Annotated in this window: 26 protein-coding genes; 16 read left to right on the top strand and 10 right to left on the bottom strand. The window is 62.8% G+C overall.

Going from position 1 to position 21,007, the window contains the following annotated elements; translation table 11 throughout:
• The first annotated feature begins 2 nt into the window (after nucleotides 1-2).
• Nucleotides 3-563 carry a class I SAM-dependent methyltransferase gene (locus CP557_RS20990; RefSeq protein WP_097381967.1) on the top strand — a complete coding sequence of 187 codons (561 nt, stop codon included), beginning with the start codon at nucleotides 3-5 and terminating at the stop codon, nucleotides 561-563.
• Nucleotides 564-687: 124 nt separating this feature from the next.
• Complete coding sequence (locus CP557_RS20985) at nucleotides 688-2,409, top strand: multicopper oxidase family protein (RefSeq protein ID WP_097381966.1); 1,722 nt, start codon at nucleotides 688-690, stop codon at nucleotides 2,407-2,409.
• 28 nt (nucleotides 2,410-2,437) lie between these two features.
• Here CP557_RS20985 and CP557_RS20980 read toward each other — a convergent pair whose 3' ends face one another.
• Entirely contained in the window at nucleotides 2,438-3,163 is a 726-nt protein-coding gene (locus CP557_RS20980) for a DsbA family protein (RefSeq protein WP_097381965.1), read from the bottom strand.
• Nucleotides 3,164-3,270: 107 nt separating this feature from the next.
• Here CP557_RS20980 and CP557_RS20975 point away from each other — a divergent pair, with 107 nt between their 5' ends.
• The 4 genes from CP557_RS20975 (at nucleotide 3,271) to CP557_RS20960 (ending at nucleotide 5,129) form a co-directional block, all read left to right on the top strand.
• The gene (locus tag CP557_RS20975) at nucleotides 3,271-3,819 is read left to right on the top strand and encodes a hypothetical protein (protein ID WP_097381964.1); all 549 of its coding nucleotides are present in this window, start codon (nucleotides 3,271-3,273) and stop codon (nucleotides 3,817-3,819) included.
• On the top strand, nucleotides 3,816-4,331 hold the full coding sequence (locus CP557_RS20970; RefSeq protein ID WP_097381963.1) for a hypothetical protein: 516 nt from the start codon (nucleotides 3,816-3,818) through the stop codon (nucleotides 4,329-4,331). The genes CP557_RS20975 and CP557_RS20970 overlap by 4 nt, the downstream gene beginning before the upstream one ends.
• 175 nt (nucleotides 4,332-4,506) lie before the next feature.
• Entirely contained in the window at nucleotides 4,507-4,866 is a 360-nt protein-coding gene (locus CP557_RS20965; protein WP_097381962.1) for an ArsR/SmtB family transcription factor, read from the top strand.
• Entirely contained in the window at nucleotides 4,866-5,129 is a 264-nt protein-coding gene (locus tag CP557_RS20960) for a DUF7521 family protein (protein ID WP_097381961.1), read from the top strand. The genes CP557_RS20965 and CP557_RS20960 overlap by 1 nt, the downstream gene beginning before the upstream one ends.
• 60 nt (nucleotides 5,130-5,189) lie before the next feature.
• Here the strand turns inward: CP557_RS20960 and CP557_RS20955 are convergent, their stop codons facing one another.
• Nucleotides 5,190-6,113 carry a sulfite exporter TauE/SafE family protein gene (locus CP557_RS20955; protein WP_097382066.1) on the bottom strand — a complete coding sequence of 308 codons (924 nt, stop codon included), beginning with the start codon at nucleotides 6,111-6,113 and terminating at the stop codon, nucleotides 5,190-5,192.
• Nucleotides 6,114-6,660: 547 nt separating this feature from the next.
• Here CP557_RS20955 and CP557_RS20950 point away from each other — a divergent pair.
• The 4 genes from CP557_RS20950 (at nucleotide 6,661) to CP557_RS20935 (ending at nucleotide 8,577) form a co-directional block, all read left to right on the top strand.
• Nucleotides 6,661-7,062, top strand: a complete 402-nt coding sequence (locus CP557_RS20950) for a hypothetical protein (RefSeq protein ID WP_097381960.1) — start codon at nucleotides 6,661-6,663, stop codon at nucleotides 7,060-7,062.
• A gap of 245 nt (nucleotides 7,063-7,307) precedes the next feature.
• Entirely contained in the window at nucleotides 7,308-7,580 is a 273-nt protein-coding gene (locus tag CP557_RS20945) for a HalOD1 output domain-containing protein (protein ID WP_097381959.1), read from the top strand.
• 400 nt (nucleotides 7,581-7,980) lie between these two features.
• The gene (locus tag CP557_RS23530; protein ID WP_097381958.1) at nucleotides 7,981-8,274 is read left to right on the top strand and encodes a HalOD1 output domain-containing protein; all 294 of its coding nucleotides are present in this window, start codon (nucleotides 7,981-7,983) and stop codon (nucleotides 8,272-8,274) included.
• 69 nt (nucleotides 8,275-8,343) lie between these two features.
• Nucleotides 8,344-8,577 carry a UPF0058 family protein gene (locus CP557_RS20935; RefSeq protein ID WP_097381957.1) on the top strand — a complete coding sequence of 78 codons (234 nt, stop codon included), beginning with the start codon at nucleotides 8,344-8,346 and terminating at the stop codon, nucleotides 8,575-8,577.
• Nucleotides 8,578-8,920: 343 nt separating this feature from the next.
• Here the strand turns inward: CP557_RS20935 and CP557_RS20930 are convergent, their stop codons facing one another.
• Nucleotides 8,921-9,166, bottom strand: a complete 246-nt coding sequence (locus CP557_RS20930) for a DUF2161 family putative PD-(D/E)XK-type phosphodiesterase (protein WP_097381956.1) — start codon at nucleotides 9,164-9,166, stop codon at nucleotides 8,921-8,923.
• Between the two features lie 248 nt (nucleotides 9,167-9,414).
• Here CP557_RS20930 and CP557_RS20925 point away from each other — a divergent pair, with 248 nt between their 5' ends.
• The 3 genes from CP557_RS20925 to CP557_RS20915 all read left to right on the top strand — a co-directional run bounded on the left by CP557_RS20925 (nucleotide 9,415) and on the right by CP557_RS20915 (nucleotide 12,131).
• Nucleotides 9,415-10,209: a zinc ribbon domain-containing protein gene (locus CP557_RS20925; RefSeq protein WP_097381955.1), complete on the top strand. Its 795-nt coding sequence runs from the start codon at nucleotides 9,415-9,417 to the stop codon at nucleotides 10,207-10,209.
• A 174-nt stretch (nucleotides 10,210-10,383) separates the two neighbouring features.
• Nucleotides 10,384-11,280: a hypothetical protein gene (locus CP557_RS20920; RefSeq protein WP_097381954.1), complete on the top strand. Its 897-nt coding sequence runs from the start codon at nucleotides 10,384-10,386 to the stop codon at nucleotides 11,278-11,280.
• 479 nt (nucleotides 11,281-11,759) lie between these two features.
• Nucleotides 11,760-12,131, top strand: a complete 372-nt coding sequence (locus CP557_RS20915) for a thioredoxin family protein (RefSeq protein ID WP_097381953.1) — start codon at nucleotides 11,760-11,762, stop codon at nucleotides 12,129-12,131.
• A 216-nt stretch (nucleotides 12,132-12,347) separates the two neighbouring features.
• Here the strand turns inward: CP557_RS20915 and CP557_RS20910 are convergent, their stop codons facing one another.
• From CP557_RS20910 to CP557_RS22730, 3 genes are all read right to left on the bottom strand, one after another.
• Nucleotides 12,348-12,755: a helix-turn-helix domain-containing protein gene (locus CP557_RS20910; RefSeq protein ID WP_097381952.1), complete on the bottom strand. Its 408-nt coding sequence runs from the start codon at nucleotides 12,753-12,755 to the stop codon at nucleotides 12,348-12,350.
• A gap of 102 nt (nucleotides 12,756-12,857) precedes the next feature.
• On the bottom strand, nucleotides 12,858-13,898 hold the full coding sequence (locus tag CP557_RS20905) for a sulfite exporter TauE/SafE family protein (protein ID WP_097381951.1): 1,041 nt from the start codon (nucleotides 13,896-13,898) through the stop codon (nucleotides 12,858-12,860).
• Entirely contained in the window at nucleotides 13,899-14,045 is a 147-nt protein-coding gene (locus tag CP557_RS22730; protein ID WP_169924431.1) for a DUF7512 family protein, read from the bottom strand.
• Nucleotides 14,046-14,405: 360 nt separating this feature from the next.
• Between CP557_RS22730 and CP557_RS20900 the strand changes: the two genes are divergently transcribed.
• Entirely contained in the window at nucleotides 14,406-15,251 is an 846-nt protein-coding gene (locus CP557_RS20900; protein WP_097381950.1) for a universal stress protein, read from the top strand.
• 18 nt (nucleotides 15,252-15,269) lie between these two features.
• Here the strand turns inward: CP557_RS20900 and CP557_RS20895 are convergent, their stop codons facing one another.
• A complete protein-coding gene (locus CP557_RS20895; RefSeq protein WP_211290271.1) occupies nucleotides 15,270-15,995 on the bottom strand; it encodes a helix-turn-helix domain-containing protein in 726 nt (241 codons plus the stop codon).
• A gap of 62 nt (nucleotides 15,996-16,057) precedes the next feature.
• On the opposite strand from CP557_RS20895, the gene CP557_RS20890 reads away from it, so the two are divergent.
• Together CP557_RS20890 and CP557_RS20885 are read left to right on the top strand one after the other, a co-directional pair.
• On the top strand, nucleotides 16,058-17,407 hold the full coding sequence (locus tag CP557_RS20890) for a heme-copper oxidase family protein (protein WP_245853133.1): 1,350 nt from the start codon (nucleotides 16,058-16,060) through the stop codon (nucleotides 17,405-17,407).
• Between the two features lie 246 nt (nucleotides 17,408-17,653).
• Nucleotides 17,654-18,016, top strand: coding sequence for an SHOCT domain-containing protein (locus CP557_RS20885; protein WP_097381947.1), 363 nt, complete (start codon nucleotides 17,654-17,656; stop codon nucleotides 18,014-18,016).
• A 37-nt stretch (nucleotides 18,017-18,053) separates the two neighbouring features.
• Here CP557_RS20885 and CP557_RS23525 read toward each other — a convergent pair whose 3' ends face one another.
• Genes CP557_RS23525 through CP557_RS20870 form a run of 3 tightly spaced genes read right to left on the bottom strand, consistent with a single transcriptional unit; the run spans nucleotide 18,054 to nucleotide 20,825 of the window.
• Entirely contained in the window at nucleotides 18,054-18,407 is a 354-nt protein-coding gene (locus CP557_RS23525; protein WP_211290270.1) for a hypothetical protein, read from the bottom strand.
• Nucleotides 18,407-19,408 carry a cytochrome d ubiquinol oxidase subunit II gene (locus CP557_RS20875; protein ID WP_097381946.1) on the bottom strand — a complete coding sequence of 334 codons (1,002 nt, stop codon included), beginning with the start codon at nucleotides 19,406-19,408 and terminating at the stop codon, nucleotides 18,407-18,409. Before CP557_RS20875 ends, CP557_RS23525 begins: the two co-directional genes overlap by 1 nt.
• The gene (locus CP557_RS20870) at nucleotides 19,401-20,825 is read right to left on the bottom strand and encodes a cytochrome ubiquinol oxidase subunit I (protein ID WP_097381945.1); all 1,425 of its coding nucleotides are present in this window, start codon (nucleotides 20,823-20,825) and stop codon (nucleotides 19,401-19,403) included. Before CP557_RS20870 ends, CP557_RS20875 begins: the two co-directional genes overlap by 8 nt.
• Nucleotides 20,826-21,007 lie beyond the last annotated feature (182 nt).

The raw sequence follows: 21,007 nt of genomic DNA, 5'->3' as shown, positions 1-21,007 counted from the left end.
CCATGGGCTACCACACGTTCGACGCCGAGCGAGCGGACAAGCTGGAACGGGCCGGTCAGCGATACCGCTTCGTCTCGGCCGAGGAACTGCTGTGGGCGCTCTCGCTCTCGCCGGCCGACACCGTCGCCGACCTCGGCAGCGGGACCGGCTTCTTCACCGACGACGTCGCGCCCCACGCCGGCGCGGTTCACGCGGTCGACGTCCAGGAGGCGATGCACGAGTACTACCGGGAGAAGGGCGTTCCGGCGAACGTCGAACTCGTGACCAGCGACGTGAGCGACCTGCCGTTCGACGACGACGCACTCGAGGCCGCGTTTTCGACGATGACCTACCACGAGTTCGCGAGCGACGACGCGCTCGCGGAGGTTCGACGGGTCCTCGCGCCCGACGGCCGACTGGTCGTCGTCGACTGGGCGGCGACCGGCGCCGGCGCGGACGGGCCGCCGGTCGACGAACGCTACAGCGCCGACGAGGCGACAGCGGCGCTCCGCGATGCCGGATTCTCGATCGAACACGAGGCCGTCCGTCCGGAGACGTTCCTGCTGATCGCGACGCTCGGGTGACGGTACCGATTCGGTCGGGAGCGATTTCCGGCCGGTCTCGAGGCCGCGTTTCTCGGACGTGAATCGAGACAGACGCGCGCAGACATGCCCCTCATTTTTCCCGACAGTCGTGGGCGATTCTGTGATGGACGATAACGATCGAGTCGTTCCACGACGGCAGGCGTTGCGCGTCGGCGGCGCGACGCTGTTCGGGATCGCGGGACTCTCGAGCGCGAGCGGAATCGGATCGGCCGCACTCGAGCGGGCCGCACAGGAGGGTGACAACGGCACGCGGGAACAAACGCTGATCGCTTCGAGCGGAGAAGTCGACGTCGGAGCGGACGAGAGCCTCGAGACGTGGGTGTACGACGAGCAGTTCCCCGGCCCGGAACTCCGGGTAAGTGAGGGAGAAACGCTTCGCGTCTCACTCGAAAATCAGGTACCCGAGGGGACGACGACTCACTGGCACGGGGTTCCCGTGCCGAACCCGATGGACGGTGTTCCGGAGGTCACGCAAGAGCCCGTCTCGTCGGACGAAACGTTCGAGTACGAGTACGAGGCGTCACCGGCAGGGACGTACGTCTACCACAGTCACGTGGGATTGCAACTCGACAGGGGGCTCTACGGGCCCCTGATCATCGAGGAGGAGTCGCCACACGTCGAGTACGACCGCGAGTACACGCTGCAGTTCGACGATTACCTCCCGGCGGAGCCGGTGCTGGACTCGATCGAAGCCCCGCCGGGCGGGGGCAACGGCATGGGTCCCGGCGGCGGACCTGGCGGAGACGGCGACGGCATGGGTTCCGGCGGCGAAGGTGGTGGTGGCCCAGGAAACGGTCGCGGTCCCGGCGACGGCATGGGTCCCGGCGGCGGACCTGGCGGAGACGGCGACGGCATGGGTTCCGGCGGCGAAGGTGGTGGTGGCCCAGGAAACGGTCGCGGTCCCGGCGACGGCATGGGTCCCGGCGGCGAAGGTGGTGGTGGCCCAGGAAACGGTCGCGGTCCCGGCGGCGGAATGGGGCCCGACGGCGGACCGGGCGGAAACGGCGACGGCATGGGACCCAGCAGTCAAATGCTGAGTCAGCGACCGCCCTACGAGGGACTGCTCGTTAACGGTCGTCTTCCCTCGGATCCGCCCGTGTTCGAGGTCGAAGAAGGCGAGCGCGTCCGACTGCGATTCATCAACCCGAGCAGCGCCACGACCTATCGCGTCGGCGTCGGCGGCCACTCGCTGACCGTCACACACGCCGACGGGCGACCGGTCGACCCCGTCGAGGTGGACTCGTTCGTCGTGAGCATGGGCGAACGCTACGACGCGATCCTCGAGGCCGACTCGCCCGGCGAGTGGATCATCGCCGCGGACCCCGTCGTCGGCGACGAGGACCCCGCCGAGGCGAGACTGCGCTACGAAACTGCCGATGCCGACTCCGCCGAACGACCGGGGTTCGACGGTCCGGAACTCGAGTACGGTGACCTCGCGGCGCTCGAACCGCTGGATCTCGGCGGGGAGCCGGATCGGACGTTCGACGTCACGCTGGCGGGCGGGATGATGGGCGGTGCCGGTGTCGACGCCGACGCGTGGACCATCGACGGTGAAGTGTACCCGGACGCCGACCCGCTCGAGATCAGCGAGGGCGATCACGTCCGCGTGCGGATGGTAAACCGCAGTCCGGCGATCCACCCGATGCACCTCCACGGCCACTTCTTCCAGGTCGGCGACGCGGTCAAGGATACCGTTCTCGTCGCACCCCACGGCGACCGGGTGACGTTCGACTTCCGCGCGGACAACCCCGGCGACTGGCTGTTCCACTGTCACAACGTCTACCACCTCGAGCGAGGAATGGCTCGCGTCTTCGAATACGGGTGAGTGAGACCGACCGCGCGATCGATCGACGTCACGCATCCCGGATCCGCTCGATCGTCTCGTCGAACCGTTCCAGCGGCTGTGCGCCGACGAGCGAGCCGACGGCCTCGGTCGCCGGATCGAAGACGACGAACGTCGGCGTCCCCGACACGCCGATCGAGCGCGCTCGGTCCGAATCGGTCTCGATCTCGTCTTCGAGTTCCGGCCGACGGTCCTCGAGACACGACTCGAGGGCGTCCGCGTCGACGCCGGATACCGAGCGGGTGTACTCGAGGAGGTTCTCGGTCGACGCCCACCCCGAATTTTTCTCGCCCTGTTCCTCGAAGACCGCCGCGTGCCAGTCCCAGTAGGTCGAGGGGTCGTCGTCGCGAACCTGCTCCCAGACGCACTTGCCGGCGACCGCGGCGGTCATCGAGTCCGCGCCGAAGTACGGAAGCGAGATCACCACGACGCGAACGTCACCGGGCTCGACGTACTCCCGAACGAGGTCGGGGAACGTCTCCCGTTCGAACCGCTCGCAGAACGGGCACTGAAAGTCCGTCCAGTAGTAGATCTCGAGTGGTGCTTCGGGCGACCCCACGATCGGCTTGCCGGTGAAGTCGACGCCGAATGCGGAGGTCTCGGTGCTCGAGTGCAGCGAGGGAGAAAGATCGTGAGTGGTCTCATCGGATCGCGTGAGATAGTAGGTGCCGCCAGCGCCGACTGTCACGACTGAACCGGCGAGGAAGGCACGACGGGATGGCTGTTCGAGTGACATCGGTGTTGCCGACCGTTTCTGCTTCGTGTTCCTAACGGAACCGCCGATTTGCTGGGTCAGCAAATCGGAGATGCCGATTTGTGTCCGTCCCACATCGATCCGAGACGATGGACCTGCGTGACTCGGTCGAGCAGTACCTGACGGATCTCGGCGCAGCAATCACGTATCCCTTCGAGACGTGGCGTGGGACGATCGGCCTCGTCGCCGTCGCCGCCGCCACCTACGTCCTCCTCCTCTTGAGTACGATGCCGGCGTTCTCGCTGCAGATGCTGGGCGACGGCCTCTACTGGTTCGAGTACGTCCTCGTCTCGCTGACGGAGACGGTGTACCGAACCGACGGCTGGACCGGGCTCGCGGTCGTCGTCCTCTACGCCCTGCTGTCGGGTATCGCGGTCGTCAACGCCGTCGCCCAGTTTCGGTTCGTTGGCCCCTCGCGCCTCGCCGACCTCACGGGGATCGTCCCCGGACTCCTCGCGTCGGGCTGTGCGAGCTGCGGTGCCGGCCTGCTGGGCTTTCTCGGGTTCGCTGGTGGACTCGCAGCGCTGCCCTACGACGGCGCGTTGATCCGCATCGGCGGCCTCGTGTTGTTACTGTTCTTTCTCGGACGAGCCGGCCATCCCGAACGGTGTGCGATCCCGACGGAGGGTGGGAAATGACGGGGGGCGGGTTCGTTCGGCCGATCCTGTCGGATCGACGGGCGATGGTGTCCGGGGCGGCCGCCGGAATCGGCGTGTTCCTGCTAGTTGGCCTCGTCACCGGCCTCGTTCCGAACCCGCTGTACGTGCGGATGGTCCCGCGGACGCCGGTCGACTACCTGTTCCTGACGCTGACCGCGCTGCTGGCGGGTGTCTATACCGCACAGCGGTTGACGACCGAGGGAATCGGCGACGACCCCAGCACCGATCCCGCGGCTGCCGAGGACGGCGACGGGAGCGAAACCGACGGCACGATCGCCGAGGATCGGCTGGCGATCGGCGGCCTCGTCGGCGGATTCCTCGCCGTCGGCTGTCCGATCTGTAACGTCGCCCTGCTCGCGCTGTTCAGTTCGTCCGCGCTCATGACGTACTTCGATCCGCTACGGCCGCTCCTCGGTGCGCTCTCCGTAACGCTGCTATCGGGGCTGATCTACGTCCGCCACAGTCGATCGTGCCCGACCTGTACACCGTGAGCTGTGTCAGATCGGATCGTGCGCTGTGACTGAGTGCTACACACTCCGGCCCCTCCTCTCGAGCACTCGTTCGTGGGCACGCGGCGACCTCGAGAGCCAAGTATAAGACGCTCCCGGCGATTTGCTGCACCGGCAAATCGTGGCCTATTTGCCGTCGAACCACGGGACGTATCGTGTGCACCAGAGAGGGTCGTCGGAGTCGGCGGAAATCTTCCAGATCCTCGCGGACGAGTACGCGCGGAAGATACTCCTCGCCGCGGACCACGGGCCAAAGACCGCGAAAACGCTCAGCGAGGAGTGCGACGCCTCGCTCACCACGATCTATCGCCGCGTCTCGAGGCTGCAAGAGCTCGATCTCGTCGAGGAACACAACACCGTCGACGCGGACGGCTCCCACCGAAGCAAGTTCGAAACGTCACTCGAGGAACTCCACGTCGACATCACCGACGGGCAACTGTCGGTGACGCTGGAGACCCGCGACGAGCTGGCGGACAACTTTACCTCGCTCTGGAGCGGGCTCCGGGGTGAGGAGTGATGGAGGCGTCGTTCCTGCTGGCCAAACTGATCACGCTCGTCCTGAGCCTCGTGGTAGCGTACCTGGCGTACCACGGCTACCGCCGAAGCGGCCAGACGCCGATGCTGTACGTCTCCGGCGGGTTCGTCTTCATCGGTGCCGGTGCGATCTGCGAGGGCCTCATCTACCACGTCTTCGGAACGACCATCGCGTCCGCCGCTCTCGTGCAAGCGGCCATCGTCTCGAGCGGGCTGGTGCTCGTGCTCATCTCGCTGACGAAGTGAGACCGGCGACCGCTCGATCGGTCACACAGCTTCGTTTCATCGGTTCGGTCGCGATAGTCGCTAGAAGAACAGCGCCGGCACGGTGTTCCGGAAGATATTGAGCGAGATGACGAACAGGAGGCCGACGACGAACCAGTTGAACGTTCGCTCGTCGAACTCGAGGCGGCGGAGATACGTCCCCAGGAGCAGGCCGACGATCGTGACCACCGCGATCACGGAGCCGAGCCAGAGCCGGTAGGTCGTCAACAGATCGGTGAACAGCGCCATCTGGACGATCCGAACCGTGAAGATCGTCCCGAGGACCATCGAGAGCCCGCCGATGTACCGCTCGGCGTCCCGCTCGAAGGTGTGGAAGTACGCCGGCAGCAGCGGTCCGAGATTCGCGAGGGCGAGCAGGAATCCCTGGGAGAAGCCGGCCGCGCCGAGGGCGAACGGGTGGTGTGCTTCCGCGACCGTGACGAAGTTCTGGGCGACCTGAAAGGCAACGTAGCCAAGCAAGACGAGACCGATGACGAAGGCGACGAGCGGGCCGGCGCTGAACGTCGCCAGCGCCGCGACGCCGATGACGGTTCCGACGACGGCGAGTACCAGCAGCGACCACTCCTCGCGAACGAACGATCGCCCGACGCCGGTCTCGGCGATCTGGAACATGTTGAGCATCCACGGCGGAATCGCCAGGACGACGACGGCGACGGTCGGATCGATCACCGTCGCGACGATCGGCGTCATGATGAGCGAGTAGCCAAAGCCCGTCATCCCCTTGACAGCGCCGGCGACGATCGCGATCAGACTCACCGCGGCGAGCAAGCCGACCGAGAGGTCGGACTGAACGCCCCGCCCGACGTTCTCGAGGCCGGGGAAGAAGACGACCGCGGCGACGAGGACGGCCAGCGTCGCGCCGACCATCGTCAGTTCGCGGGACCGAAACGCGAGGAGGTTGGTGAGGAACTGTTCGACGTCGACTGTAGATTCGGGAGCACTCATACTGGTTCGAAGGCGAACGGAGACGACGCGAAGCCGCCGTTTCGATGCCGTTGCCGCGGCGGACGTATTGCCCTGTGTAAGTCGGCGAAAATCCTCCCGTCTCGAGTCGCCACGAGTCTCGAAGACCGACGAGTGAGACGCGCTCGCGTCGACCGCGTCGATCGAATCGACAAACAGGTGCGTCACAGATAGCAGTAATAGTAGCCGGAACCCGCCGGCGCACGGCGGTTGCCGGTCTCATCTCAGGTAGCTATGGGTGGAAAACGGAACTGTCGAAACGTGTGATGCGGTGGGTTCTGCGTGGGTCGCGGGGTGTCGCCAAGGCGACAGCGCCCAAAAATTACAGCGCCCCCGCCTCGCCTTCGCACATGGATCTCCAGTTGATGCACATGAAGCGGGGAGTTTTTCAACCTTAATATATGTTATAAGCAAATCGAATAATAACCGGTGAGGCATTGAATCCCATCTTATAGAGAGTCTATGATAAATGAAAATATATTAACGTGTATGGTGGCTATTTATTATACAGAGACACGATTGGCTTGTCATGGGGGAGTTTGACACACGAATTGAGGCCGGAACACATGTTATTGAAAAATGGAACGCTGTTTTCCGGGCGCTCTTAGCGGAACCACGCCGCCAACTTATTGTATCGCTATTAGATGCATCACCAGACCAAACAGTTCCATTACCAGAGAGTGCAATAAATCCTAATATTCCTGTTGATTCTAGGAAGTTGCAGAAAGAGTTGTACCATCAGCATTTGCCAATGTTGGCCGATCAGGGATTTATTGACTGGGAGATAGATCCATTAATTGCAACTCGTGGTCCAAAATTCGACCAGGTTGCTATCGTATTTGAAGCGTTACATTCAAAATCAGCAGATATGCCTAATTCGTTAATAGTTGGGTGTCAACGACTTGAGCAGGAACGACAGAACAAATTTTGAAGGGGATTATAGCTCAGTAGCAGTCCATTTGAATACGTGTTTATTGTGTATGAACGAGGGCATCATAAAATAGTTCACGTACCTTTTCCGCGACTACTCGGCGAACGATAAGTACCGATCATGCATTGACCGATTCAGCACTCTCGAATCACCAGCAAATTAATTTGAGTGGATTATTTCAATATGAAGTTCGTTGTTTTCTATGTGAACAGCTATATTAGCGGTTCACAATAGACAGTACCGCAATGACAGATCGAACTGAGAGTGAAATCGTTCATCGAGAACTTGATCCTGACGGCGATAGCCCATCCGTGCAGATTGTTGAGGCGATCATGGATTTGGAAGGAGTAGATTCCACCGAGTTACCCACTATCTACGACTGCGTGGACGGAATGCTTAGTGAGCTTTTTTCTAATCCACCGGCACCAGAGGCCCAAATGGAGGTCACTTTCAGTTATTACAGGTATCGAGTCACTATCGAACAGAACGGGAGCGCGAAGTTCGTGAAGACTGGGTGAGTACTTCTACAAATCAAGACTCCGCCTGTACTTATCTCAAAGCAATTTCTGGAATGTCATCTCAATTGATAGACATTCATTAACTGAGTCAGTAGCTGAAGTTCGCCACTATGTCTATGCATTCACTCAATAATCTTTAATTTGATATGGGAGTCAAAAGTACATAGAAGAAGTCTCTGTATATTGCACCAGGTGCAGTGCTGTGTATTCTGGTCGACGGCTTCCTGATGGAGGACTAATACAAGACGGCAATAGATCGCTTTGCCGATGTGGGAGCGACTCATTCGTCGATTTGAATGACAACGACTGAGTAGTATCTAACTGAGTTTCAGAGAATCAATAGGATGTTGCAAGCGCTACGGAAAGAACTACTGACAGAGGACTGGGCGACTATCGTAGTATGTCGACTTACCGACTGTACGATGACGAAGGCCATCACATCTACACTGCTGACGAGGACCGCAATCTGAGCGTCGCGATTGTAGAGGGGGTTGCAGAGTACGAGAATATCGATGTGATGGAGCGGAAGTTCAGACTGTACGATAGTATCAATCCGTCAGCGCTCAATACGTTGTTCCAGTTTAATCAGGAGGGTACTACAACGGTATCGTTCGCCGTCAGCGATTCCCAAGTCCTTCTTCGAGACATCGGTAACGGAGTCGAGATTTGGATTTCAGATTTCCCATACGATTAAACAGTAGCGCTCTTCGTTACGCTCTCAGGCCGCAGACTCATAACGGCAGGTCCGTTCCGATTCATAAGAATGCGCCACGATGAATTGCTGAATCTTCACGCGTTACTGCGGGAGATACGGAAAGACATGGAGCAACGAGGAGATACATCTCCTGACGCGTTCGCTGCGTATGATTATCAGCATACTCGTCCGATGCACCTGCATCGTACTAAGAGAGACCACAAGCGTGCAGTCCGATTACTCTTTTGGGGGATCATCCAATCAATTGAGCCGGAAAACGATCTCTCCATAGCGCGCTGTTGAGCGTGTTCTGTCCGCAGTGGCATATTCTTTCAAATATTATTATTGTAGATATTATGAAATTATCATTGATAAGTCCACAAGTATAGTTACCGTAATTTGATCCTTTCGACTAAACTGCCCCCTGGGATTGCACGCTGACAAAATTCGTTTTCCGAATATGCACACGAACCCCGCCTGATCGTGTGCATAACCGAAATCCACCGTGGAGATTTTCATAGTATTGCCGCGTTCTATCTTTCGCAAAGACTGTAACTCAAAATCATTGCTCGACAGCACGAGATCTACAGCATGTGTTCACCAACAGAGTAACCGCGTCCTGAGTAGGGAACTAAAACAGAGGTCTTTACTCGGTGTCTTCGACTGGCTCGAGTTCGCTCGCATCGAGTTCTTCGTCGAGGAAGGCGCGTCCGTTCTCAGTGAGTCGATAAAGCCCCTGTGCGATCCGATCGACTAACCCGTATTTGTTGAGTTTAGAGAGGCGGACACTGGCATGGCTACGAGAGCAGACACCGAAGTTGTCCACAGCCTGAGGAGTGAGATTTCCTTCGTCGCGCATCGTCTCCATGATGCGCTCGTCGACTGGACGCATCCAGTCTGCGCGTTGTCGGACCACATCTACAGTGGTTCGATTAGTAGTCATAGGTCTACCGATACGTCCGATAACGGTTCTCTATCGTTTTAATATGTGGTCACACCGTTAGCAATTGATTGCGAACCGTTAGGAAGCTATTTATGAGATGGGATTCTATGCCCAGTCGACCCGCCCTTTCGGACCAAAAGGTCCGACGTGTCCCTAGCACGCCGGGGTCGGGTCATCCTCTGCACGAGGGTCCGACCATGCGAACCGAACGCTCGAGGGGCAATGAATATTGCTCCACAGACGACCGTACAGCCGGCCAGTCGACTGGCCGCGAGAACACCCCAGCCGCCACCGGTCCCGCCGACCGCACCGCGATCGGCGTCGACCTCGGGGAACACACCCTCTACACCGCGTGTCCGGTGTCCATGCCGGACTGGAAGGGAGCCTACGCGATCCCCGGCGACGACCTCTGCGCTCGCCTCGACGCGCTTCGCGACCGCGTCGCCGCACTGCTCGCCGGCGACGCCGATCGCGAGACGATCGTCGCACGCGTCCGACGCCGTCGGGGTGCCCTACTCGAGGCCCTCGACGACGCGGCGCGGGAGATCTGCGACTACGCGAGCGCGTACGACCGCCCCGTGCTGGTCACCGAGGACAGCCACTACGAGCCGGACCTGTGGGCGTGGCTGACCGATCCGAACGCCCACCGCGGCACGGCGTGGCTGCTCCCGACGGCCCATCTGCGCCTGCGCGCGGTCGCCGCCGAGTACGGCCTCGAGGCCACGACGGTGCCCGTCGCCTACTCCTCCCAGGAGTGTCACGGCTGTGGCGTCATCGGCGACCGACCGCTGCACGAGACGTTCCGCTGTACCAACCCGAACTGTCGCGTCGAGACGGTCGACGCGGATTCCAACGCCGCGAAGGTCCTCGCACAGCGGTACTACCCCGACCAGCGGTGTGCGTACCGACCCCCGCGCTCGCTCGCGACTGGGGAGCGGTCGGCGCTCGTCGCCGACGGCGGCTCGCCGGGGTCCCGACGGGACGGCGCGTAACGCCGTCGACTGCGGGACGACGAGCGAGCCGGGGCCGGGCGGTCTCGAGTCGCTCCGTGTCGCCGCTCACGCAACTGCTCGCCGCCCCCGTCCGTTCCCCGACTCCGTGTGACCGCCGAGCGCCGGCCGCATCGGCTTGCCAACCACTCCATCTCACCCACGGATCACGACGACATGAGCACGAATTCCGAGCACTCCGAACCGACCGCATCGATCGTTCAGACGCTGGCGACCGAACTCGAGTCGCTTCGCGAGCGACTCGACACGCTCGAAGCCGGCCTCGAGCGAAAGACCGATCGCCTCGACCGCCTCGAATCCGAACTCCAGCGGGAGCGTGCGGCAAACGAGCGTCTCGAAGCCCGGATCGAAGAACTCGAGCGGACGCGACCGCCGCTCGAAGCGCGACTCGACGCCCACGAAAAGAAACTGAACGCGAACAAGGACCGCATCGGCGAACTCCAGGCTCGCGAACTCGAGAAAGGGGCCCACCTGCTCGCGGCGAACGTCGACGAGAGCGAGCTCGACGTCGCCGGCGGCCGCCTCGAGCGAGTCAGCAAAGACGACGGCGGGCAGTACTTCCGACTGCCCGAGAGCGACGATCCGCTCGAGCGCGGCGGCGACGTCGCGTTAGCACACGGCGACCTCCTGCCGATTCAGCAACTCGCGAAGATGGACGACGACAGCCTCCGTGCAACCACGTCCTCGCTCCCCTCGCGGCTCGCTGCGAGGCTCTGGAAGGCCCGCACCGATCCGGCCGTCGGAGACGACCCGTGGGAGAGCGGGTGCAAAGCCGTCCACGAGTACGTTACGGCGAGCGATATGAAACACTGGATCCGCCGTCAAGAGACGGGTATCAGCGACGACTACGCGAAGAAACTCGTCTCGAGGACGATCGACGCGTTACTCGAGCTCTCGAAGCATCGACTGGCGATCGAACGGACCCGGCAGCGCAAGAACGGCCTCGAGTACACCGAGCGCCGCGTCCTGCTGATGGCGGATGCGGACGTCCCCGGTGAACGACCGAGCGCAACTGCGCGGGACGGTCCGGAGACAGGTGACGTCGACGGGTGAGGCTGTCCCCGGATCTCCCATCCCGTCCTGAGAGGTGGTTCGCGCTCCACGACTAACGGAACACCCACACGATCGCGGTCGTGTACGCGTCCGAGTACTCGTCCGTCCGTCCCTCGATCGGTCGTCGACGGTCGACGCCCACCGACTGCTCGGGCCGGGTCACCGAAGACGTCAGCTGTCACCGGACCGATCATTGCCCGATCGTGAACGCGGTACCGAATCGGTTCGGTAGTAGTCTGGCGACGTGCTGGTTCGTCTCCCCGCACATCGACCTCGCGAACCGTCGTTCCGCGCAGTCACGTCCGACCGACGGTCTCCCGTCCGACGCTGGGACAGCGCCTTGATCGCCTCCCTCGTGGTGGAGTGGCGTATGAGCGCGTTCGGAGCCCCCGCCGCCGTCGTCGCTTCCCGATCCGAACCCAACAGTATTGCACAGTGTATACAAAACACTCAAATGCGCTCGAGCCCTATCGACGACGATGACCGAAACGACCGCTTCGGAGCCGACCGACGATGGCCGCGCGAGCCGAAAGCCCGTTCAGTTGAACGACCCGTCCGACTACGAGGAACTGCTCGAGACGCGCGACCTCGTCCTGCTCGAGTTCGTCACGTCCGGCTGTGGCATCTGCGCGTCGATGGAGCCGGTGCTCGGAGGTGTCGCCCGTAGCGCTCCGGGTGCCGTGGCGGTCGTGAACGCCGGTCTCGTCCCCGACCTCGCTGCCGAGTTCAACGTCCAGAGCGTCCCGACGCTCGTCGTCCTGAAAGACGGCGCGGAAGTCGCCCGCTTCGACGACGGCTTCCAGTCCGCCGAAACGCTCGTGGACGCACTCAAGACGCACGCGGCGCAGTAACGCGTCCGGCGTTCTAGGACGGAGCGGTAGTTTCTCCACAGTTCTCACGCAGTCTCGGCGACACAGTTGGTGCACTCTCCGTGTCCCTCGAGCGGTCGTCCAGTCGCTCCTCGAGCGTCGGGTGAACTCGACAGGAAACAGGACGGACGGGGCTGCCGTCGAACTGTAGGTACGGAAGTCGTGTGATCCAAACGGAGGGTATTCGAGAGACGGTCCCTAGCTCTGCGCAGGAATTTCGGTGTCGGACTCGGCGTGTTCGTACTTGTCCTCGAATTCCTGAATGAGTTGCCCCATTTTCGCGTACCAGTCGTTGAGCTTTCGCTGCATGTCGTTTGCGATCTGGGTCGGGTCCGTCGGGTAGTAGACGTGGTAGTAGCCGCCCTGATCGTAGTTGATCTGCTCTTTCTGGATGAAGCCGCTCTTGAGCAACCGCTGGATCGAACGGTACGCGGTCGAGCGCTCGCGGTCGACCCGCTCGGCGACTTCGTCGATCGTCAGTGCGTCCTCGCTCTCGACCATCACGCGGAAACACTCCTTGTCGAGTTGCTTGAGCCCGTGGATACACTCCAGGAGCCCTTCGCATTCCATGTCCTGTTGCAGTTGTTCTGCCATCGAGTTAGCCATGTTACTGTCTCGGGGTAGGGACCGCGGCGGTATAAGGGTTGTGTGAATATTGTACAATGTCGATGAGCCGAGAGCAGGAGGGAGCGAGCGGCGTCGCCAGTGTCAGTCCGCAGACGGCGCGGACGCGTTCGACCGCGCTCGCATCGTCGTGATCGTGTTGTAGATCACGGCCCCGCTGACCATGAACGCCGAGAGCATGATCAGGACGAACCCGATCGTGTCGAGCACCGGCATGCCGAGGTAGCCGGCCGACTGCTGGAAGGCGACGGCGACCGATCCACCCAGGAGCATCAGCCCGAAGTAGATCTTGATGTCGTCCTCGTTGACGACGCTGGTCGCTGCCGAGCCGATACGGGCACCGAGTGCGCTCCCGGCCAGCAGCGGGACGACGATCGAGAGATTGACGCCCCCGTTGAGACCGTAGGTGTACGCACCGAAGCCCCCCGAGATGACGATCTCGAACAGGTCGGTCCCGACCGCGATCGGCACCGGGACGCCGATCAGGTAGAACAGGGCGGGCATGCGGATGAAGCCGCCGCCGACGCCGAGGAAGCCCGAGAGGAGTCCCGTGGCGAACGCGACGCCAAGGATCATCCACAGCGACACCTCGATTCCGCCCGAAAGGGTCATCATCGGCGGGACGTTGTAGGACTGGATCTTCTTTGCGATGTCCGGGATGTCGTTCGGGTCGATTTCCTGGGTCGCGGCCTCGTGGTGGCCGCCGCCGCTGTCGTCGGATCCGTCGGCCTTCAGCGCGTTGTAGGTGACGAACACCCCGATACCGCCCAGCAGGAAGACGTACGTGACGCCGATGACGCCGCCTGCGAGTCCGAGTTCTTCGAGGTAGTACACCAGGTGACTACCGACTTCGATACCTGCGGTCGTTCCGACGACCATCAGGCCGCCGAGTTTGTAGTCGACCTGCCCGAGGTCGCGGTGTTTCAGCGTCGCGATAACGGCCGTCCCGAAGACGAAGGCCATGCCGCTACCGACGGCGACGCGGGTGGGGTACCCCATCACGAGTAACGCGGGTGTGACGAGGAACGAACCACCCATGCCGAAGAAGCCGAACAACACCCCGACCATGAAGCCGAAGCTCACGAACAACGCGAGCATCGTCAGTGCGATTCCAAAGAGTTCCATCTATGTGTGAGTGATCCGTTCGACGAGTGGTTTTGCGACCTGCTCTAAGGCGCCGTACCCCACGTAGAGGACGACCGCTTCGAGGAGGACGACGCCGACGAGTGCGCCTGCCTGTACCGCTGGTGAATACGCTGCGAGGTCGATCATCGGGATCGACCTCCGCCGTGCAGTTGTGTTCGGGTCATGGATTTCTGCTCAGTATCGTCTATCCGGAGGATGGCTATAACACTTTTGGGAATAGCGCACAATATTACTGCCGTCTATCTCACGGCTATCCAACGGGAATATTCGAATAAGTTATACCGATACAGAAATCCCCCAGACATCGGGCTCTGCTTCTGGGGCGCGGTTGGGACGAATAGATGACACTACCCTCACGATACAACAATAACATTACAACTACCGTACCGACCGTCGGACTCGTTGAACGGCTCGCCCGCAACCGATAATTCGACGCTAGTATTGACCCACCCAAACAATATTATGGCGTCACGTCCTACGAACGGTATGAAAGCGATCTGTGCGACCGATCTCTCCGCCGCCAGCGAGGCGACGATCGAGAACGAAACCTGCCTCGAGTGTCTCGGTCGAATCGGCGTCGAGGAGATCCATCTCGTGACCGTGATCCCGTCGAACGTACACGCCGGCATGCCCGGCATCGACTTCGAGGAACGTCGCGAGCAAGCGCTGGCTCGCTACCGGCGCGTCATCGAAAACGCGGGCTTCGACGCCGAAGCACACGTCGTCCGCGGCACGCCCCATCGACGGATCAACGGTATCGCCGAAGCGATCGGTGCCAGCCTCACGGTCGTCGGCTCGCGCGGGAAGAGCCCACTCGAGAACCGCGTCATCGGATCGACCGCGCGCAATCTCGCGCGGACGACGGTCGTGCCGCTCCTCGTCAATCGGATCGAGCGCGGGACGGACGATCCGACCGTCCGCCGAGAACACCTGTTCCAGCGGATGCTGTTCGCGACGGACTTCTCTGCGAACGCCGAGCGGGCGTTCGAGGCGTTTTCGTACCTCCGTCACGCGACTCAGGAGGCGACCCTGGTCCACGTCGAAACGCCGAAGGATCCGGACCTCCCCGAAGAGAGCGATCCCGGCGCACGACTCGCGGAACTGGCGACCACGCTCGAGGACTGGGAGATCGAGACGCGAACCGCCGTCCGGCAGGGCGATCCCGCCGACGAGATACTCGCCGCGGAAGCCGAATACGAGCCGACCACGGTCCTGATCGGCTCGCGCGGGCACAGCCGACTTCGACGATTGTTACTCGGGAGCGTCTCCGAAGACATCGTCGCACGGGCGGACGGCAACGTCATGCTCGTCCCACCGGATCGAACGGCCTGACACCGACGGCGAACGGACTCAGCCGACGTGTTGCAGGCCCGCAGCGGCCGAGTCGGCGATCGTCACGTGTTCGTCGGCGAACCAGTGTGCGATCGTACCCTCGGCACGGTGGAGAACGTCGCTACACGTAGACTTGGTTACACCGAGCGTCGACGCGACGTCCGTCAGCGTCGCTTCGCGGGGAACGTCGTAGTACCCCGCGTCGAGAGCAGTCAGGAAGACCTCGAGTTGCCGCTCCGTCAAGGGATTCTCCGCACGCCTCGCGTCGACGGCGTGGACGTACTCGATGTGGTATTCGATCCCGTGTTCATCGAACGTGTCGCCGAGCGTCGATAACCGGTTCGCGCTCGTCGTCAGTTCCCAGGTCACCACGCCGTCTTCGACCGTGAACGGCGTCTCCATCGGAACGCCGGCCTGCTGCATGGGAGCGAGCAGCGACGCGTTCGCCGTCTCGACCTGCAGGAGCGCCGTCTCGTCGTGTTTCCAGAGTAACTCGAGGTCCCGAATATCGCGCCGGTCGTCGATCGCGGCGAGTATCGGGACCGGATTCGGTGCCGCCAGTTCGATGACGCCGATCGCGACATCCGAACCCGGCAGCACCGAACTGACTCGAAACGTGGTGTCGGGATAGGCGGTCGAGATCTCGTGGATCCAGAGCGATTCGGGCAGGTGAACGGTGAGTTTCGCCCGTGGCATCGGTATCGATGGTTGGCGGTCGAACACCGTAGCAGGGACTTCGAACATGTTCGAACTGCACCCCGATGTTCGCGATAACCGATACACAGCGGCCGAGCGAACGGACGTGTATGGCCGATACGGATTCACGTGACTCACGTCCGACGGACGCCGAACAGCGGGCTGCTCGCCGATCGACGGACGGTCCGCCGCTCTCGATGACGCCGTTTCACGTCGCCGGCATCGGATTCCTGTTCGTCGGCTTCGCGCTCGCGTGCTATCAGGGTCTCCAGGGGTTCGAACTCGTCCCGCAGGTGTCGTGGATCACGTGGACGCACATCCACTTCGTCACGATCGGTGCGTTCACGCAGTTGCTCTTTGGGACACTGCCACAGTTGATGGCGCGGAAACTCGAGCGCCCGGGGCCGTCGACGCGGGCTTTCGGAGCCGTCTTCCTCGGATTGAACGGCGCCTTACTGCTCGCGTGGTACGGGCGCGCCTACGGCGAGCCGCTCTTGTTCGACGTCGGTCTCGGGACGATCTGGCTGCTCACGGGCTGGCTGTTCGCCGTCGTTCTCGTGATGGTCGTCAGAAGCGAGGACGGACGAGCACGCGACCCGACCGTCGGCTTCTCCCTCCTCTCGCCGTTCGTCTACCTGATCGGGCTCACGCTCGCCTTCGGCCTGTACAGCCGCGGCTGGGACGTCCCCGGCGGCTGGTACGGACTCCGGGAAGCACACGTCCACGCCAACGCGTGGGGCTTTCTGGGCCTCGCAGCGATCGGCACGCTGTACGATCTCTTTCCGCGGCTCGTGGACGCGGAGCTGTACAGCGACCGCCTGAAACGCTACTCGTTCCCGCTGTTCGCGCTCGGTATCGTCCCACTCGTCGTCGGGCCGGTCCTCGGCATGGGAACGACGGTGACCGCGACCGGGCTGGCCCTGTACGCCGCCGGCTACGTCCTGTACGTCTACACGCTCGCCCGGACCTACCGGGCCGGCACGTCGAACGGGACGGCGCTCTCGATTCTCGTCGCCCAACTGTGGATCCTCGGCCCGGCGAGCTTCGCACCGTTCATCCTGTTTGGCGTCCCGCTTGGCATCCCCGACCCGTGGATCGAGACCGGCGCGTTGCACTTCTTCTTCCTCGGCTGGGCGCTGCCGGTCGCGCTCGCGGGTTCGTTGCTCGTCGCCCGCTCGCTCGAGTGGGCTCCCGGAGCCGACGGCGGTGACGCAGGCGACGGTCGGGTCGCCGGACTCGTCCCCTCGACGGCTCTCCCGTCGGTCGTCGGCCCGCGATCAGTCCTCGCCTGGAACCTCGCGGTGCTCGCCGTCGGGATCGGCTTCTTCTATCAGGACCAGCCGTGGTCGGCGCTACTGCACGGTCCGGGATACGCCGTTGTGCTCTCGATCTGGGGGTACTATCTGGTCACGATCGTCGACCGACGGTGGTCGGTACGCGCGTCGAAGCGTGTTTCGTAGCCGCCATTCGGTGCCCGCTCGAGCTACTTGGGCTCCCTGCGAGTCGGTTCCGATCCGTCGAAATCGACCCTCGCGTTCCCCCTGGGTGTGGCGAGGGGTTCCCTGTCGTCACCGGTCGGTCGAATCCGACGCTCGGGAGTGGCCGTCGACGGAACCGACTGCGTTTCCCGACGCAGACGGACGACCAGTGTCCGGGAGTCGGTATCCACCATACCGTTCAAGACTCTAGCAACCGAAGGGGGACGTATGGCAACCGACGAGTCACTGATTCGGACACTGGTGGTCGTTATCGCCGTGATCCTCCTGCTGCCGGTCCTCATGATGGCGCTCGCGATGCCCATGATGGGCGTCTGGGGCGGCGGTCACATGTGGCGGGGCGGGATGTGGGGCGGCACCGGAGCCACGTGGATGTGGCTGCTCATGTCGATCGTCCCGTTACTGGTGCTTCTCGGCCTCGGATATCTCCTGTACCGCGCCGTTCGTGGATCCGGCGGCCGACGGACCGACCCCGCCCTCGAGGAACTGCGAACCGCCTACGCTCGCGGTGACCTCACCGACGAGGAGTTCGAGAACCGGCGTGAACGTCTGCGACGAGAGGAGCAGCGATAGTGCAGTCCCACCGCCCGCGAGCACCGTCGGTCATCGATCACTCCATCGCGCGTTCGTTCTGCGAGGCCCGGAGCCACGTCTTGACGAGTTCGTTTACGTTGTGAAAGATGATGCCGACGGTGAGCAGGGTCGTCGCCAGGTAGATCACGAACCCGGGCGGGCCGCCGACCGTCGCACCGAGGAGGCCACCGGTGATGCCGACGACCGTGAGTTCGATCCACGTCACCAGGACCCGGGAACCCAGCCGCGGCGGGGACGGATCGGTCCCCGACCCGCTCGTCGGTCGATCGTCGTTGCGAGTGGCGGCGTCAGCGTCGCTGACCGTCGGGGGGCCCTCGTCGTCACCGCCGTCGACAGCCGGACGCTCGACGCGGTCGTCGTCGGAGCCCATTAGTACGACTCACCTGCTTCGATCGGGCCGCTGAACGCGGAGTAGAGGACCACGAAGTAGACGAAGACGAGCGGAAGTAGGACTGCCGCCCCGATCGACATGAGGTTGAGCGGCAGCGTCGAGACGATCGCCGTCTCGACCGTCAGCCCGCCGGCGCGATCGATTGCCGGATACATCAGGCCCGCGACGATGCCGACCAGTGCGAAGACGAGGCCCGCAGCGGCACCGAACGCCACGTAGTAGCGGTCGGCCCGCGTCGCCGCTGCGTACACCCCGGCGAGGACGAGCGTGGCGAGGACGAGGGCAGCGACCGGCGCGGAGAACAGGGCCGATCGCAGGGCGGGGGCCGCTCCGTAGACGTATCCCAGCGTCACCACGATCAGGAGGAGATACGCCACGAGCGCGCGGTAGCCGTCCGTCCGGAGGTCCTCGCGCAGATCGCCCCGCGTCTTCAGTCGAAGGAACGCCACGCCGTCGACGACGGTCAGCGCGACGATGGCCAGGCCGACGACGAGTCCCGGGAGCGTGACGATCGTCGTCGCGCCGAGCAGCCAGTTCGCCGTGAACATCCCGAGAAAGAACGGGGCCGTGAGGCTGCCGACGACGAACGCCCGCCCCCACCACCGCTGCCACGCCTCGTCGTGGCGCTGTTCGTACATCTCGGGGGCGAGACCCCGAACGATGAGCGCGCCCAGGATCGCGAACATCAGCAGGTAGTGGCGGCTGAATAGGTTGGCGTAGACGGCCGGGAACGCCGCGAACATCGCGCCGCCGAAGACGACGAGCCACACCTCGTTACCGTCCCAGAACGGCCCGATCGCGGACAGTAACTGCTCGCGTTCGTCGGCGTCCTCTCGCGTCGCGAACAGCGCGCCGACCCCGAAGTCGAAGCCATCGAGGAACAGGAACATCGCGAGGATGAAGAACAACAGCCCGAACCAGAGGTCGGCAAGCGGCAGTCCGAACAGGGGATCGGTCGCGAGTGAGGCCGGGTCAGTCATCGGCCTGGACCTCCGACGTGGGCGTCTCCGTCGGGCCATCCAGTTCGGGACCGTCCACGTCCGGCGGTCCGGCACGGATGATCCGGACGACGACGTACGTATAGAGCGCGAGCAGTCCGATGTAGACGACGGCGAACCCGGCGAGGGTTATTGTCGCTTCGGCAGCCGTGAGCCCCGGCGAGACGCCTTCACTCGTCCGCAAGACGTCCTGAATGACCCACGGCTGGCGACCGACCTCGGTGACGACCCAGCCGAGTTCGACCGCGAGGATGCCAAGCGGCGTCGAGACCATCAGGGCCTTGTGGAGGAGGTCGTCCTCGAGGAGTTCGCCCCGCCACCAGCGGTAGCCGCCCCAGACGGCGAGCAGGATGAACCAGAAGCCGAGCGCGACCATGATCCGGAACGCCCAGAAGACGATCGCGACGGGCGGCTGTGGGCCCTCGAACTCCTCGAGTCCCTGGATGGTCGCCTGCGGATCGCCGCCGCTGGCGAGCCACGACGCCCCACCGGGGATGCCGATACCGAAGATGTCCTTGGCCCGCGGATCCAGTAGGTCCTGCATACTCGTCGGGAACGCGACGATGTACTCGGGGACGTAGGAGTCGGTCTCCCAGACTGCTTCCATCGCGGCGAACTTCTGTGGCTGGGTCTCGAAGACGTGTCGAGCGTACAGATCGCCGTGGAGGACCTGCAACGGCGCGGTGACGAGCAGCGCGAGGAGGCCGAACTTGAGCGTCGTCTCCCAGAAGCCGATGTTCTCGACCGAATACCCCCAGACGTGGTGTCTGAAGACGAAGTACGCGCCGAGTCCGGCCATGAACAGCGCGACGGACTCGACGGCGGCGTTTTGCATGTGGACGAACATCCAGGGGAACCGCGGGTTGGCGTAAGCCGCGATCGGATCGACAAGCTGAACGATCGTCTGCCCGTTTTTCGTCGCCAGTTCGTAGCCCCGCGGGGTCTGCATCCACGAGTTGGCGATCAGGATCCAGACGGCCGAGAGCCACGTTCCGAGGCCGACGGCGACAGCGGAGACCATGTACAGGGCGTTCCCGACGCGCTCGCGGCCGAAGACGAAGATCCCGAGAAACGTCGCTTCCAGCATGAACGCCATCATCCCCTCGAGCGCGAGGGGACCGCCGAAGAGTTCGCCGGCGGTCGTGGAAAACGCCGCGAAGTTAGTCCCGAACTCGAACTCGAGGACGATCCCCGTCACGGTGCCGACGACGAAGCTGACGGCGAAGATCCGCGTCCAGAACCTGCGTAACTGCTCGTAGATCGGCTTTCCGGTTCGAACGTCTTTCCACGTGAAGTAAACGAGGAACGGGGCGAGCCCCATGCTCATCACGGGAAAGATGATGTGGACGATGGTCGTGAGTGCGAACTGCAGCCGACTGCCGGTGACTGGATCGATCATGGTGTGAAACCTGACGGAACGTCGTAAGCGATGCCACCTCGAGACAGCGGGGTGATTCCAATTAGAAGAAGGGGCGACCACGGGGTAGTGTTTGCGGTACGAACGTCGAAATGCGACATACTACGTCTCTCGCCGGCGCTTTCGACGGATGGTGCGCTGAGACGCAACGGCGACTGTCGTGA

The organism is Natrinema ejinorense, from assembly GCF_002494345.1.
GTDB lineage: Archaea > Halobacteriota > Halobacteria > Halobacteriales > Natrialbaceae > Natrinema > Natrinema longum.
Note: the sequence above shows the minus strand (reverse complement) of the source record. Positions and strands in the feature narration are given on the sequence as shown.

Bases quoted from the DNA above. Each gene is read 5' to 3' on its own strand.
- CP557_RS20930 (WP_097381956.1), bottom strand. From the start codon at position 9,166: ATGCGTCCAGTCGACGAGCGCATCATGGAGACGATGCGCGACGAAGGA.
- CP557_RS20955 (WP_097382066.1), bottom strand. From the start codon at position 6,113: ATGAGTGCTCCCGAATCTACAGTCGACGTCGAACAGTTCCTCACCAAC.
- CP557_RS20985 (WP_097381966.1), top strand. From the start codon at position 688: ATGGACGATAACGATCGAGTCGTTCCACGACGGCAGGCGTTGCGCGTC.
- CP557_RS20875 (WP_097381946.1), bottom strand. From the start codon at position 19,408: ATGACTGACCCGGCCTCACTCGCGACCGATCCCCTGTTCGGACTGCCG.
- CP557_RS20870 (WP_097381945.1), bottom strand. From the start codon at position 20,825: ATGATCGATCCAGTCACCGGCAGTCGGCTGCAGTTCGCACTCACGACC.
- CP557_RS23525 (WP_211290270.1), bottom strand. From the start codon at position 18,407: ATGGGCTCCGACGACGACCGCGTCGAGCGTCCGGCTGTCGACGGCGGT.
- CP557_RS20960 (WP_097381961.1), top strand. From the start codon at position 4,866: ATGGAGGCGTCGTTCCTGCTGGCCAAACTGATCACGCTCGTCCTGAGC.
- CP557_RS20920 (WP_097381954.1), top strand. From the start codon at position 10,384: ATGAGCACGAATTCCGAGCACTCCGAACCGACCGCATCGATCGTTCAG.
- CP557_RS22730 (WP_169924431.1), bottom strand. From the start codon at position 14,045: ATGATCGACCTCGCAGCGTATTCACCAGCGGTACAGGCAGGCGCACTC.
- CP557_RS20950 (WP_097381960.1), top strand. From the start codon at position 6,661: ATGGGGGAGTTTGACACACGAATTGAGGCCGGAACACATGTTATTGAA.
- CP557_RS20970 (WP_097381963.1), top strand. From the start codon at position 3,816: ATGACGGGGGGCGGGTTCGTTCGGCCGATCCTGTCGGATCGACGGGCG.
- CP557_RS20885 (WP_097381947.1), top strand. From the start codon at position 17,654: ATGGCAACCGACGAGTCACTGATTCGGACACTGGTGGTCGTTATCGCC.
- CP557_RS20945 (WP_097381959.1), top strand. From the start codon at position 7,308: ATGACAGATCGAACTGAGAGTGAAATCGTTCATCGAGAACTTGATCCT.
- CP557_RS20900 (WP_097381950.1), top strand. From the start codon at position 14,406: ATGAAAGCGATCTGTGCGACCGATCTCTCCGCCGCCAGCGAGGCGACG.
- CP557_RS20895 (WP_211290271.1), bottom strand. From the start codon at position 15,995: ATGTTCGAAGTCCCTGCTACGGTGTTCGACCGCCAACCATCGATACCG.
- CP557_RS20905 (WP_097381951.1), bottom strand. From the start codon at position 13,898: ATGGAACTCTTTGGAATCGCACTGACGATGCTCGCGTTGTTCGTGAGC.
- CP557_RS20890 (WP_245853133.1), top strand. From the start codon at position 16,058: ATGGCCGATACGGATTCACGTGACTCACGTCCGACGGACGCCGAACAG.
- CP557_RS20925 (WP_097381955.1), top strand. From the start codon at position 9,415: ATGCGAACCGAACGCTCGAGGGGCAATGAATATTGCTCCACAGACGAC.
- CP557_RS23530 (WP_097381958.1), top strand. From the start codon at position 7,981: ATGTCGACTTACCGACTGTACGATGACGAAGGCCATCACATCTACACT.
- CP557_RS20975 (WP_097381964.1), top strand. From the start codon at position 3,271: ATGGACCTGCGTGACTCGGTCGAGCAGTACCTGACGGATCTCGGCGCA.
- CP557_RS20990 (WP_097381967.1), top strand. From the start codon at position 3: ATGGGCTACCACACGTTCGACGCCGAGCGAGCGGACAAGCTGGAACGG.
- CP557_RS20980 (WP_097381965.1), bottom strand. From the start codon at position 3,163: ATGTCACTCGAACAGCCATCCCGTCGTGCCTTCCTCGCCGGTTCAGTC.
- CP557_RS20910 (WP_097381952.1), bottom strand. From the start codon at position 12,755: ATGGCTAACTCGATGGCAGAACAACTGCAACAGGACATGGAATGCGAA.
- CP557_RS20915 (WP_097381953.1), top strand. From the start codon at position 11,760: ATGACCGAAACGACCGCTTCGGAGCCGACCGACGATGGCCGCGCGAGC.
- CP557_RS20935 (WP_097381957.1), top strand. From the start codon at position 8,344: ATGCGCCACGATGAATTGCTGAATCTTCACGCGTTACTGCGGGAGATA.